This window comes from Sphingobacterium sp. UBA3549 (assembly GCF_002376635.1).
In the GTDB taxonomy this organism is placed as follows: domain Bacteria; phylum Bacteroidota; class Bacteroidia; order Sphingobacteriales; family Sphingobacteriaceae; genus Sphingobacterium.
The window spans coordinates 210,185-223,691 of the sequence record NZ_DFOE01000028.1 but is presented as its reverse complement, the minus strand read 5'-3'; the positions used below and the strand labels follow the sequence as shown (position 1 = coordinate 223,691).

The 13,507-nt window shown below is 41.3% G+C and carries 11 protein-coding genes; 3 read left to right on the top strand and 8 right to left on the bottom strand.

The annotated features are described in order from the left end of the window. Positions 1-182 precede the first annotated feature (182 nt). Positions 183-2,345 carry a S46 family peptidase gene (locus B2W36_RS14415; protein WP_293888311.1) on the top strand — a complete coding sequence of 721 codons (2,163 nt, stop codon included), beginning with the start codon at positions 183-185 and terminating at the stop codon, positions 2,343-2,345. Between the two features lie 126 nt (positions 2,346-2,471). On the opposite strand, the gene B2W36_RS14410 is transcribed toward B2W36_RS14415, so the two are convergent. Then, on the bottom strand, positions 2,472-3,650 hold the full coding sequence (locus B2W36_RS14410; RefSeq protein WP_293888309.1) for a MalY/PatB family protein: 1,179 nt from the start codon (positions 3,648-3,650) through the stop codon (positions 2,472-2,474). Between the two features lie 182 nt (positions 3,651-3,832). On the opposite strand from B2W36_RS14410, the gene B2W36_RS14405 reads away from it, so the two are divergent. Further along, a complete protein-coding gene (locus tag B2W36_RS14405) occupies positions 3,833-4,225 on the top strand; it encodes a diacylglycerol kinase family protein (RefSeq protein WP_293880886.1) in 393 nt (130 codons plus the stop codon). Here the strand turns inward: B2W36_RS14405 and B2W36_RS14400 are convergent. Beyond that, entirely contained in the window at positions 4,199-4,687 is a 489-nt protein-coding gene (locus B2W36_RS14400; protein WP_293888307.1) for a hypothetical protein, read from the bottom strand. The genes B2W36_RS14405 and B2W36_RS14400 overlap by 27 nt on opposite strands. A gap of 262 nt (positions 4,688-4,949) precedes the next feature. On the opposite strand from B2W36_RS14400, the gene B2W36_RS14395 reads away from it, so the two are divergent. Beyond that, entirely contained in the window at positions 4,950-5,138 is a 189-nt protein-coding gene (locus B2W36_RS14395; protein ID WP_209575606.1) for a hypothetical protein, read from the top strand. Between the two features lie 96 nt (positions 5,139-5,234). Here B2W36_RS14395 and B2W36_RS14390 read toward each other — a convergent pair whose 3' ends face one another. From B2W36_RS14390 to B2W36_RS14365, 6 genes are all read right to left on the bottom strand, one after another. After that, on the bottom strand, positions 5,235-6,968 hold the full coding sequence (locus tag B2W36_RS14390; RefSeq protein WP_293880890.1) for a thiamine pyrophosphate-dependent enzyme: 1,734 nt from the start codon (positions 6,966-6,968) through the stop codon (positions 5,235-5,237). Positions 6,969-7,090: 122 nt separating this feature from the next. Next, entirely contained in the window at positions 7,091-8,884 is a 1,794-nt protein-coding gene (locus B2W36_RS14385) for a DUF4091 domain-containing protein (RefSeq protein ID WP_293888305.1), read from the bottom strand. Positions 8,885-8,996: 112 nt separating this feature from the next. Next, complete coding sequence (locus tag B2W36_RS14380) at positions 8,997-9,779, bottom strand: zinc-dependent peptidase (protein ID WP_293880894.1); 783 nt, start codon at positions 9,777-9,779, stop codon at positions 8,997-8,999. A 1-nt stretch (position 9,780) separates the two neighbouring features. Continuing rightward, positions 9,781-10,542: a hypothetical protein gene (locus B2W36_RS14375; protein ID WP_293888303.1), complete on the bottom strand. Its 762-nt coding sequence runs from the start codon at positions 10,540-10,542 to the stop codon at positions 9,781-9,783. A gap of 160 nt (positions 10,543-10,702) precedes the next feature. After that, positions 10,703-11,986, bottom strand: coding sequence for a glucose-1-phosphate adenylyltransferase (locus tag B2W36_RS14370; RefSeq protein WP_209575616.1), 1,284 nt, complete (start codon positions 11,984-11,986; stop codon positions 10,703-10,705). Positions 11,987-11,992: 6 nt separating this feature from the next. Then, the gene (locus B2W36_RS14365) at positions 11,993-13,405 is read right to left on the bottom strand and encodes a glycogen synthase (protein WP_293888301.1); all 1,413 of its coding nucleotides are present in this window, start codon (positions 13,403-13,405) and stop codon (positions 11,993-11,995) included. Positions 13,406-13,507 lie beyond the last annotated feature (102 nt).

Below are 13,507 nucleotides of genomic sequence, written 5' to 3'. Positions count from 1 at the left end.
ATAGTCAAATCCTTTATAATTAAACTCAGCATAAGTATTTGGCTCGTACATTATACAATAAATACCTTGCCAAAAAAGCCCTATATATCCACTATTGTTACATTTGTTCGCATAAAAAATCGATTTCATCAAAATGCTTTTCTTAAATTTGGAGATTTACAACAGTTGATAGTTAAAACCCTATGAAGTTTATAAATCATACGACAATTGCGCTAGCTTTATTCTTAACCGTGGCAAATAGCTCTTATACCAAGGCGAATCCGGACGAGGGAATGTTTCCATTAAGTGAATTAAATAGGGCTGGGTTGAAGAAAGCTGGACTAAAGATCAGTGAGAAAGACATTTACAACCCTGGCCAGGTCGGTCTGGTAGATGCCCTTGTTCAAGTCAGCGGATGTACAGGATCGTTTGTTTCCAATCGTGGACTGATCATAACCAATCACCACTGTGCCTTTTCGGCTGTGCAGCTTGCCAGTACAGCAATAAACAATTACCTGAAAAATGGTTTTGTCGCGCAAAACCAAGAACAAGAGATTGAAGCTAAAGGATTAAAAATCAGAATCACCGATTCTTACGAAGATGTTTCAGCCAAAATATTGAATGCTGTGGCCAATATCAGCGATCCTGTAGAACGCATCAATACCATCAAACGTAAACAACAGGAACTGGTTAAACAAGCTGAAAAAGAGGATCCAACCATTAAAGCCGAAGTGTCGGAAATGTTTATCGGAAAAAGTTATGTGTTGTTTCGCTATAAAACGATCGAGGATGTTCGTCTAGTTTATATTCCCCGTCAAAATATCGGCGAATTTGGTGGAGAAACAGACAACTGGGTATGGCCTCGCCACACTGGAGATTACTCTTTTTTGAGGGCATACGTAGACAAAAACGGAAAATCTGCTCCTTATTCAAAAGATAACGTTCCTTACCAGCCCAAAAAACACCTTAAGATCAATCCAAATGGCGTACGGGAAAATGATTTTACTTTTATACTCGGCTATCCCGGAAAAACATTCCGGCACCGCCCAGCACAATATATCCGATATCAACAAGAATATCTTTTACCTTACGTATCCAATCTATACGACTTCCAAAATAGACAAATGGAAGAAGCTGGAAAAGACAATACTGATATTGCATTATCCTTGGCCACTCGTATAAAACGAAATGCCAATGTATTAAAGAACTATCGTGGCAAACTCAAGGGTTTAAAAGGTATCAACCTGCTCTCGACAAAAAAACAGGAAGACGAAGCATTGGCGGCATTTATTCTAAGTAAGCCCGAACTAAAAAATAAATATGGAAACCTCCTTGCTGAAATTGACGCTTATTACGAGCTGAGTGATCAAGATGCGCTAAAGGAGCTTTGGATCAACAACATTTACAACAGCACAAGCCTATTGAAAGTCGCTCGCGATATCAACATGTTGAAAGCCTTCTTGGCCAAGGAGAGGTCACCCCAATCGGCCAAACAATTGTTCGATCTCAATATCGAAAAATTAAAAACGGCTCTCAACGAAACTTACGAAAGTTATAATAAACAGGCCGATAAGCGGATTTTCGCTAAAATGTTGGAAGATGCCGTTGCCTTTCAGGGCAAAAATCAACTTGCCTCTATTCAGAAATTGCAATTCAACAATGAAAAAGCGCAGCAGTTTGCGACTGAAATCATTCAGAATAGCAAACTTGGCGATCAACAATATGTACTGAATACCGTCTTGGCCAATGCCGATGCGCTTCTAAAATTTAACGACGAATTATTGGATTTCCAGGATAAGCTACATAACGATATCGTCGAGTACGCGGCTGAGCAGAAAAGACGCGAAGGAGTACTCAACAAATTAATGGGCGATTATGTCGCTGTTAAGGAAATCTTTCAGGCCAAAAACTTTATTCCGGATGCAAACTCTACCTTACGTTTGACTTATGGTCACATCAAAGGTTATTCTCCTGCTGACGCAACCTATATGAAACCGTTCACCACGATCGAAGGAATCATTCAAAAAGGAAACCTGGGCTTACCTGAGTTTGACTATCCACAAGAAATCAAAACAGCTTATCTCAACAAAAATTTTGGACCTTACCTGCAAAAAGATCTCGGATCTGTCCCTGTGAATATTTTATATGATATGGATACGACCGGAGGAAATTCAGGATCTCCAATTATGAATGCCAATGGCGAATTGATCGGCGTAAATTTTGATCGTGCCTATGACGCAACAATCAATGATTTCGCTTGGAACGAAAGCTATAGTAGATCCATCGGCGTAGACATACGTTATGTCCTTTGGGTTGCCGATAAAATTGATGATGCACAGTTCATTCTGAAAGAAATGGGTATTTAATACGCACTGAAACAAGTCTCAAAAAATCCGCTGCATCGTCTAATGTAGCGGATTTTTTGTTCGTACCGACACGATGACGTCAACACCCGCGCGAATAGCTTACTTTCGTGTCAGGGTGACTATCCACTATTCTCCAGCTTGCAGTAACGGTAAAAAAACTGTTTTTAACCGCAATAAGCCGCTGGTTAAAACATCCCTTGAACAGGCAATATTTAGACGGATAAAGGTGTCGCTCCCTTTACCGTACATTGCTCCTACGTTAACCTGAACATGCACTTCTTCCAATAACAACTGTCCTAATTTTCGACTTGAAACGCCCAGAGCACTACAATCTACCCATACAAGATAGGTGCCTTCCAAAGGAAGTACATGCAAAGCCGAAAGATGCTCAGTCATAAAATCTTTTAAATACAAATAATTGGCGTGAATATAATCTAACGCCTGATCCAACCATTCCCCGCCCGATTCATATGCGGCGATCAAACCTGTTATGGCGAAGGGGCTTACACTGCTAATCTCATTCGCAAGAAAAGCCAGCTGGACCTTCTTCTTGAGCTCAGGATCTGCTGCAACGACCGTAGCAACCTGTAAGCCTGCCAAGTTAAAGGTTTTGCTCGGCGCAATGCACGTAATTGAATTTGCCAAAAAGGAAGCGCTGATGCTTCCAAATGGAATATGCGTATAGCCATCAAATACCAAATCACAATGAATTTCGTCTGAAATAACTAAAACATGATGCCGCAAGCAGATATCTCCTAAACGTTCTAATTCCGCTCGAGTCCAAACCCGTCCTGCGGGATTATGGGGGCTGCATAAGATAAATACCTTAACTCTCGGGTCGCTTGCCTGCAATTCAAAATCCTCAAAGTCGATGCTATACTGCCCATCATGATACTTTAAGTCATTGGATACAACCTCCGCCCCATTACGTTCAATAGCGGAAAAAAAACAATGATAGACAGGTTCCTGAACCAGAATCTTGTCACCAGGAGCGGTAAATGCTTTAACTAAAGCCGAAAGTGCCGGTACAACACCAATCACAGGGAGCAGCCATTCCTGCAGAAGGGCAAATTTATGCCGTTGAAAAGACCAGTTCATAATCGCCCTGTAAAACGCAAAAGGAACAGAAGCATAACCATATATGGCATGCTGAACCCGTTCTGAAAGTGCATTTACGATAGGTTGTGCTGCAGGAAAATCCATATCTGCCACCCAAAGCGGAATCAAATCTTCATAGTTCTGCTGATTCCATTTGACTGAATCGGTACCACGACGAACAATTGTTTTGTCAAAATTATAGATCATACAGCAATTTAATGAAAATTAGGAGGCATTCGAAAGAAAAGGAGGACAAAGTAGACTTAGATTTAAAACACGAGATAAAATGAATAGTATAACAGGATTAGCTTGATGTAAAAAAACACTAAAAATCGTGCATCCTAGCCCCTCATAAAGCATTATCTTTATATCAAATAGAAATGACAACAATGGCAAAAGATAACTTTTCATTTAGTGCAAGATTAAAGAGTTTTCGCTATGCTTTCAACGGAATAAAGACAGCTTGGCAGGATGAACACAATTTCAGGGTGCACAGCGTAGCGGCTGTTATCGCCTTAATTCTCTCCATTATACTTAACATCAGTGTAAACGAATGGATTGCCGTGCTATTTTCCATTGGCTTCGTGTTCGTCTGTGAGCTATTAAACACCGCGGTGGAAAATATAGCAGACTTTATCTGTAACGAGGAAAACCCGACCATAAAAAAGAGTAAAGATGTAGCCGCAGCTGCTGTGATGATAAGCAGCATCACAGCATTACTAGTCGGCCTACTAATTTTTATCCCAAAGCTAATCTCATTTATCTCCAGATACATTTCTTAGCGGGAATTTTTCATCAAATGCTAGCTTGTTTACATCAACAAAAGACATTTTTCCAGCTTTTTCCTCCATTGCGCCATAACCTTCCAGCGCATGCTCCTTGGAGAGTTTAAACGCTACCTGTCGGACAGATTCCTGTCCCTCAGAAGAAAAGGTATAATTAGCCAGTAATAGATCGCCTTTTAATTCCCCTTCAATATGTCCCGTGTTACGGTCTTTTTCCTTCCAGGCATAGCTTAAATCACCATGTACCTTCTCCCCGTCGATAACGACTGCCAATGAAATTGTATCGCCATTTTTAAGATATTGATAAGTACTCTTTCCCGTAGAAGGGATCGAACCTTCCAATGGTCGAGCATCATATACAGTAGTATCCCGCTTCGTTGAAGACTCCTGGTTTTTCTTTTCTTGGTGGCAAGCAGTGCTACACAGCAATAGTATAAATCCAAAATTGATTATTCTCATATTGTATTTTTTATTTACACTATAAAAAGCAATTCAAAATAAATTTTGTTTTAAATAACTAACATTTAGAATTTTAAAATTCACAAAACAAAAAAATGTAAACATTGTTTATCTATTAAATAAATAGGCTATCAATATTACCGATAAGCTATTAAAAATAAACAATTTAGTAACAATAAAATTATCGAAGGCTTATTGTAAAGCTAATTTTTATTAGTAAATTGTACGTGATAAAATTCAGGAATTCTTAACCAATATTAGTATGAAAGATGTAAGCTTTAAGAAATTTGATAGTGGATGTAATTCACTCACAAAATTGTCGATTGAAACAGACTTAGCTATTATTGTTAATGAGCAAGTTGGAATTTCTCCAGAATCGAAAATTGAAAAACTCAGACGCTGTAAGGAAGAGTTACTGAAAAGCCTATGGTTTGTTCAACGTCAATATTAAGATAATATTTCTTCCAAATTCTACTTTAACAGACAATGCCCTCGAAGCTGATTTTCGAGGGCATTGTCTGTTTCTTGACCAGTTTCTCAGCAATAACTAAAGCGACTTTAAATGCTTATAATTCGACTTAATGGTATCCCATACTTCTTCAAAATTACCCGATAACATCAACTTAGCCATGCTTTCTGTCATGCCTTTCATTTGGCTAAATGATATTTTTGGGGGCATGGCAAGCGCATTCGGATTGGTATAAATATCCAGCAAAACTGGCTCATCGGTGATGTTGAGTGCTTCGTTAAGTACCCTATCCACATCTTCGGGCTGCGTTACTGTAAATGCGCGGATACCCATCGCCTGCGCAATCAGAGCAAAGTCGGGGTTCACCATATTGGTTTCCTGGTCTTTCAAACCTGCCACCTGCATTTCCAACTTGACCATACCCAGAGAGCGGTTGTTGAAAACAACGATTTTAATAGGTAAGTTATATTGCTTTATTGTTGCGAGATCCCCCAGTAACATAGACAATCCCCCATCACCGCAAAACGCAATAATTTGGCGTTCGGGATGTGTCAATGCTGCTCCAATAGCCATCGGCATGGCATTTGCCATAGAACCATGATTGAAGGAACCCAACATAATACGGTCCTTGCGCTGGTTAATATAACGCGCTCCCCAAACACAGCACATTCCTGTATCCAGCAAAAAAACAGCATCATCACTGGCCTTCTGATCAATTGCATGGGCAACAAATTCAGGTTGAATAGCACATTCGCTACCCCGATCGTCTACGTAAGTCATTAAATCTTCCTTCACCTTCGCGTACGACTCCAACTGCTTATCTAGAAATTCCGTATCGGCTCGCGCCTCTATAAAGGGCAATACAGCTTTTAACGTATGTTCGATATCTCCTACCAGCCCATAATCTACTATAGATCGACGTCCTAGCTTTTCACCTTCAATGTCAATCTGAATAATGGTTTTATTCGTAGGTATAAAATCCTTATAAGGAAAGTCGGTCCCTAGAAGTAAAATAAGATCCGATTGATGCATACTTTGAAAAGCCGAAGCCATACCTAACAGTCCGGTCATACCAATTTCGTTAGGGTTATCGCGCTGAATATCCAGCTTTGCTTTAAAAGAATAGCCAACCGGCGCTTGGATCTTTTGCGATAATTCAACAATCTGCTTTTGTGCTTTTTTTGCACCTACACCGCAAAATAAAGTCACTTTTTCGGCCTGATTGATATACTGTGCAAGACGACCGATTTCCATGTCCGAAGGTCTCACCTGAGGCTCAGTAAAAAATACTTTCGACGATGTATTCATATCGACCGCCTCCATTTCAGAGACGTCCCCAGGAAGCCCGATAACAGCAACATCACGTTTAGATATGGCTTGTTGAAGCGCATTCTGAACCATGCGCTGCACCTGCTCAGGCCGGGTGATCATTTGATTGTAGCAAGAACAATCATCAAACAATTTGATTGGATTGGTTTCTTGAAAATAATCCGTTCCAAACTCGTATGTAGCACACGTTGATGCAATCACAAGCATCGGTACACGCGTTTTGTGGGCTTCATACACACCATTGATCAGATGCACATGCCCCGGTCCACTGCTACCGGCACAACAGGCAATCCCATGTAAATCTGCTTCTGCTGTTGCGGCAAATGCTCCAGCTTCTTCATGTCTTACATGTATCCATTGCATCGTTCCATCGGCGTGGACCGCTTCGTTGAAAAAATTTAAACTATCGCCCGTTACGGCATAAATACGCTTAATTCCCGCATTCTTTAAAAGGTCAACAATCTGATGTGCTACATTTTTCATACGCATAATATAATTTTAGAATGTAATCAAGCGATTTGTGCTGTTTACCCAATCGCTACATGTTAACAACAATATTATAGGGGTAATGGTTTGCCAATTTCCTCGGGCACAACCCATATTGGCTATTTGCCGCTCGGTCTGATTTCTTGCGACAGTTCATTCACAAAATTCTTTGCGTCATTGAGGTCTTTATTCCAGTCCGCATAGCGTTTCGCTGTATTGAGTTTTGCAATTTTCGCATTCAGTTTCGTTAAATTAAGTTGATCATTTGATTCCTCCAACATTTTGATTAACAGGTTCACTTTTGTGTAGTCTTGTATTCCCTCCAGCATGCGCTCATAGCGGATCGAACTTCTTCCCTGTGGATAGACAATATAGGTATCTCCTGCTGGCCATGTGCGAAACCTGGAATCACGCAGAGGATCTAGCACCCATGAATTAAAAGCCCAGCGCAACGCGCCATCGAAGCCAGCTGCCAGGGCATACCAAGCCATATAAGTAGATTCTGCGGGGTCGGAGAATGTAAATTGATTTGGAAATTCGTCAGAACAACACACATAGAATGTCGTTACATATCCCTTCTTTCTTCTGGCAATGAGATCTTGCTGATCAAAAGGATCGCCAGCAGCAACGCTGATATCGATACTTTTGGGATAACGCTGGTAACTTTTGTGGTTATCTGCAAACGCGATGTTAAATTCAGGAGTGACCTTCTCCAACAAGGCGACGGCAGCATCCATTTCCTCACGGCTCCGTTCATCCATGGCAATATTGGTTATCTTCAACCAGCCTTTCACACGCAGATGTTTACTGAAATCTTTTAAGAAAGACGACCATAATGCTTCGAATACCGCTGTTCCTGGCTTTGCTGTAACATTGACCAATTGGTTTTTTCCTTCGTCAAAATAATGAACCTCATTATTCCATGGCAATAAAGAGTAACAGTTGATCTCCTTACTGATCCCCAGACCCATCATAAAGGTGACCCAACGGTCGAATACCGAATAGTCGTAAGACCAAGATCCATCCTTACCCTTTTTCCAGATGATCATATCGGCGTAGGGATCATAGGTTTGTACATTCCAGGGATCTTTGTTGAGCGTAGCTGTAATGACCTTCTGCCCTGCTGCCGCCAACTGCATCATCGTCGGTTTCAAAGTCTCAAAATGTGCATCGCTCCACATCTTCACCTTGTTCACGCGAGCAACTGCCGAAGGATGTTGCCACTGATCCAGATGGTAACTCCACTGAGACGCGGGAGGCAGCACATGATTTTGAACGATAACTGTCAGCCGCAGCTGCTCTTTCACGATACCATTTTGATGAATCGAGAGTGTTGTATGATAATTTCCCCCCGTTACATCATTGGGCACTTTGACAGTAACCCAGACAGGACGAACTTTTTTTGCTTCGAGATCGTAACTTTTGAGGTTATCCAACATATCTGCAGAAAGCGAAGCCTTAAAATCCGCTGGTTTACGGTACCCACATCCACTCGCAAATTCGTCCGTCATGACATACCGCACAAAGCGCGTCTGTACCACATCGCCAGGAATCGATTTACTAGTGGTGGACTTTAAATCACCTGCAGAAACAGTTACATGAGGTGCAGCAGCTGAAGTCCATAGAATAAACTGAGCTGACACCTGCTCGCCTTTCCAGGCGTATACGGTTGCTGCGCGTTGGGCAGTCAAATTGGGATTTAGGGATTTGGGATAACGTTTATCAATAGATACAAAGGAAGCGTGTAATCCGTCTTCAACATTTGACCAATCGGATAACGTATCTTTTGTTGGGTCGGCCATTTCCGTAAAGGTTGGCGCTCGAGTGAAACGCTGCTGGGCCAGCCCCTGATGATTACTACAGAGGAGGATGCAAACCAGAGTAATCGTAGAGTAAAGTGTAGTTTTAGGCATAACAGATATAGTTAATAAATAGAGTTAACAAAACTTTAGCGAAGCTCCTAAAAACGATGAATAATTCATCGGACAGTCCTTTCTTACACCTAAAAATTTCAATTATCAATAATTAGCTTTGTTCAAAAATTTCCGAAAGCGCCGCATAAAGCTCCGGATGATGCTGTTTAAATTTTTCTGGATTTTCAAAGAAATATTCCGATGCAACAGCAAAAAACTCTGCCGGATTTGTCATTCCATACACATCAATATCCGATTTATTGGCTTTTATATTTTCAATTTCTGTTCGTATTAAGTTCATAAAAGGGATTACCGAAGCTTTATCCATTAATTGTGTTGGAATACCATCCACTGTACCATCGGTTTTATCGAGGAGATGAACAAATTCGTGAATGGCGGTATTCTGTCCATCATTTGGATTTCTAAATCCATACTCCAAAGCCGACTTGGACAAAATCATCTGTCCGTTCATGGCGCCTTCCCCGACCATACCCATAATATGGCGATCGGCATGCCCTTCAAATTCATAAGCTGTATTGAACTGTGAAGGGTAAACCATAATATTCGTTAGGTTGGGATAAGTCCATTTTTTAAAGGAAAATATAGGTATAATCGCACTTGCAGCAATCATCATATAATCTTTCAGTTCAATCTCTACCCCCACACCTTCCACTTTGACGGTATCCAAAAAATTTAAACAACGCGCTTCAAATTCCGCACGGTCTGCAGTGGACAATTTGCGGTAGTAGGCGACTTCTCTTTCGAGAATTTCCTTACCTTCGTCACTCAATACACGTTTGATGGCTTTGCTATTTTTGGCCGTACGATTTAGCAGATAATACACGACATAAATCGTTACCGGTATAAGCAGTACAATGAACAGTTTTTCTAACATACTATTTGATCTGTATCCATTTGGGATCCCGAGCCCGCAAATTACGCAAAAAGCCTTTAAAATGTGAGGTTCCAAATAAGATTAAAATCTTTTGCTGCGGAGCATCAGCCACTAAAGACGCAAGATTCTCTTCCCTTTTTTTCATGATAAATTCTTTATCAAATTTATTTTTTAACGCTGTCTTCATGGGCTTACAGGAATAAGGCTCATTCAATGGCGTTTTAAAATCACATGCATCCAGATTGATGGTACCATACAGGTATTCAAACTCGTCAAGCAATTTATTTTTGGGAATATCGGCATTCACGGCTGTCTCATAATCTACGCGGAAAAACGAATAATCGGGCTGACTAATAATTCGCTGCCCCAGCTTACGGTACATGGGCGCCCGGAGTACTCTTGAAGTATCTCCAGGTGTTTCAATGCATTGCTGCAATCCGAGCCGATTGCCCGTCAGCTTTCTGAACTTGCGGTCATAAAGATCACGTTGCGCAGCGCTATCTACCTGATAGGCTATACTTTCGTAAAAAACGACATATCCTGATTTTTGAAGAGAATCGACGGTGTTTTGAATATGATCATAGTATACCCTTGTGCCCAAATGCCGCATCGGAATATAAATCACCGTCCTATTGCCATTTCGAAGCTCAAATTTACGCGCTGCATCGCGCAATACGCCAGTCCCCTGCACCATCAAAGACGTATCGCAGTTGACCAGGGTGAACAACACAAAAAAAAGGGAGATAATCTGTCTAAATCGCATACTATTTTATGATATTATATGTTCCTTAACAGCAAAGACAGTACCATGTCACATTATTTTCCACTAGAGGTAAATTGTGTCCGGGTGATTACTTTTAAGAGACGTGTATAAGTATAACATAAAATGATACAACTAAATTATCTCCCTTGTACAATAAAATTTAGATGGACGTCAATCCTATCGTCGTACCATTTGGAATAACCGCATTCTTCTTGACGACCACGATCCCATCACAAATGGTATAAGTTGCGTGGTTAGCATTTAAAAGATGCGGGCCGCCGTTAATACGCACATCATTGCCAATACGGCAGTTCTTATCGAGAATCGCATTTTCGATATAACACCGCTCACCGACACCTACTACGGGAACATTTTTCCGCTTGGCCTCCTCCATATCAACAAGATCCTCATAATAATCGGATCCCATCATATAGGTGCCTCGCACCACAGATCCTGTCCCGATACGCGAACGAACGCCAACCACCGAGCGGTCGATCTTATCGGCCTGAATAATACATCCATCGGAAATAACCGAATTGATTAATGTTGTTCCGGAGATTTTTGATGGTGGTAACATCCGCGGACGCGTGAAAACCGTATTTTTGTCAAATAGGTTAAAGGCTGGGATATTATCGGTCAGACCAATATTCGCTTCATAGAAAGACCCTATTGTTCCAATATCAGTCCAATAGCCCTCAAATTGGTAACTCAGCACCCTATGGGTTTCGATCGCATCCGGAATAATTTCTTTACCAAAATCCATCCCTTCATTTTCCTCGAGCATACGCTTGAGCACACTCTTAGAAAAAACATAGATCCCCATGGACGCTAGGTATTCTCTCCCTTCACGCTTTAAATGATCGCTCACTTCGGAATTCCAATCCACCAATTGCTCCGTCTTCGGTTTTTCGATAAAAGAAGTAATGTGATTTTTTTCATCCGATTTCAGAATCCCAAAGCCCGTCGCGTCTTTTCCATTCACAGGAATGGTCGCAATCGTCAGATCACCCTCATTTTCGACGTGGAAGTCTACCAAGGCATCAAAATCCATTTGGTACAACTGATCGCCGGATAAGATCAATATATAATCATAATCAATGCTCGCCAACTTGCGGAACGAGCGACGTACCGCATCGGCTGTCCCTTCAAACCATTTGTCACCATCATTGGTCTGCTCTGCAGCCAAAATATCGACAAACCCCTTACTAAAAATACTAAAGTTATAGGTGTTTTTAATATGAGAGTTGAGCGATGAAGAATTGAACTGAGTCAATACAAAAATCTTATTGAAACCCGAATTAAGACAATTCGAGATGGGAATGTCCACCAAACGATATTTCCCTGCAATGGGAACTGCTGGTTTAGACCGCTGATCGGTCAATGGATACAGACGTGAGCCCCTTCCCCCGCCCAAGACGATAGCTACTACATTGTGACGTGACATATCAAATTACATTATTTGGTTATATAGACTTATATATTTTGCAGCAGATTTATCCCAAGAAAAATCCAAGCGCATCATTTTACGTTGATTCTCTTCAAACTGCTTTTTGCTTGCGTAAAAAGTGGTAGCACGAATAATAGCTTCCGTAATTACAGGTATTGTCAGACCGTCAAAACCAACACCATAACCGTCGTTATCAAGATCAATTACAGTATCTCTTAGTCCGCCCACGCGATGCACAACCGGCAATGTGCCATATTTCATAGCATAGAGCTGGTTAAGCCCGCAAGGTTCCACCCGGGAAGGCATTAAAAGAAAGTCAGCACTCGCGTACAGGCAATGCGCCAGGTTTTCATCATAACCAAAGAACACGTCCAAATTTTCTACGCCAGCATCAACGAGCAATTTCACACGCGACTGGATCGCAGGATCTCCGGCACCTAGTATAAATATACCTAATCTACCTCGATATTTGGCTGTTAATTCCAAAATTATATCCGGCAGTAAATCAGCACCCTTTTCAGTGGCAAAGCGACCAATAAAAACGAGCAATGGCAACTTTGGATCGATTTTATATTGCGTTGCCAAGGCCTCTTTATTTTTCAATTTACCCGCAAAAGCTTGCTTGGCATCATAATTTGCGATTAGCGTATAATCAGTCGCAGGATCCCATATCTCCCAGTCGATACCATTGACAATTCCGACCGATTTATCCCGCTCATCATAAAAAAGCTGCTGCAAACCATTTGCTTCTACATAAAGCTCTTCCAGATACCCTTCAGATACTGTCGTATACGCATCGCAACATTTGATCAGCGCGGCAAGTGGGTTAATTAAGCCATCCCAATCCAACAGCCCCCATTTCCAGCTATCGTAAGCAGGTAATAGAACTGCCTTGTTCCACGGAGTCCAACCTTGGTATTGCCCATTATGTACAGTAGCCACAGTTTTTACATCGGCGAGATGAATGTAGTCATGGCTATATTTCATCAAAAAAGGTATTAAGCCGACATGATGATCATGACAATGCACGATATCAGGCCGTATAGCTTTTGCCTTAAACCAGCTTAATACCGCATGCTGAAACGCCATAAATTGCTCACCCTCATCCGCATAGCAATACACTTCCTGACGATCGAGTTTGCCTGGAATCTTGATTAAATAGAGTTCAAAACCCAGTATATCCTCCGCCTGCTTGTAAACAGCATAGTTCAACAATTTGGATCCTTGATAAAAAGAACCCTCGTGAACAACCGTAAAAGCGTTATCCCGAACAAACGGGCGGTCATACCAAGGCATAACGACAGCTGCTTCCCAACCAAGTTTGGCCTGATACTTGGGCAGTGCCCCTACGACATCCGCAAGCCCGCCAACTTTGGCCACGGGATAACATTCTACACTTAAGTGAAAAACTTTCATTAGAATAAGTCCATATTTTATCTGTGTTAAAGGCAAAAAGCTGCCTTCCTATTAGTTGTAACAACGCATTATAACGAACCTGAAAATCAATACCAAGTTCTC

What these genes read in the sequence shown, in the direction of transcription:
- B2W36_RS14395 (WP_209575606.1), top strand. Translation starts at nt 4,950, where the DNA reads ATGAAAGATGTAAGCTTTAAGAAATTTGATAGTGGATGTAATTCACTC.
- B2W36_RS14390 (WP_293880890.1), bottom strand. Translation starts at nt 6,968, where the DNA reads ATGAAAAATGTAGCACATCAGATTGTTGACCTTTTAAAGAATGCGGGA.
- B2W36_RS14400 (WP_293888307.1), bottom strand. Translation starts at nt 4,687, where the DNA reads ATGAGAATAATCAATTTTGGATTTATACTATTGCTGTGTAGCACTGCT.
- B2W36_RS14385 (WP_293888305.1), bottom strand. Translation starts at nt 8,884, where the DNA reads ATGCCTAAAACTACACTTTACTCTACGATTACTCTGGTTTGCATCCTC.
- B2W36_RS14405 (WP_293880886.1), top strand. Translation starts at nt 3,833, where the DNA reads ATGGCAAAAGATAACTTTTCATTTAGTGCAAGATTAAAGAGTTTTCGC.
- B2W36_RS14415 (WP_293888311.1), top strand. Translation starts at nt 183, where the DNA reads ATGAAGTTTATAAATCATACGACAATTGCGCTAGCTTTATTCTTAACC.
- B2W36_RS14410 (WP_293888309.1), bottom strand. Translation starts at nt 3,650, where the DNA reads ATGATCTATAATTTTGACAAAACAATTGTTCGTCGTGGTACCGATTCA.
- B2W36_RS14365 (WP_293888301.1), bottom strand. Translation starts at nt 13,405, where the DNA reads ATGAAAGTTTTTCACTTAAGTGTAGAATGTTATCCCGTGGCCAAAGTT.
- B2W36_RS14380 (WP_293880894.1), bottom strand. Translation starts at nt 9,779, where the DNA reads ATGTTAGAAAAACTGTTCATTGTACTGCTTATACCGGTAACGATTTAT.
- B2W36_RS14375 (WP_293888303.1), bottom strand. Translation starts at nt 10,542, where the DNA reads ATGCGATTTAGACAGATTATCTCCCTTTTTTTTGTGTTGTTCACCCTG.
- B2W36_RS14370 (WP_209575616.1), bottom strand. Translation starts at nt 11,986, where the DNA reads ATGTCACGTCACAATGTAGTAGCTATCGTCTTGGGCGGGGGAAGGGGC.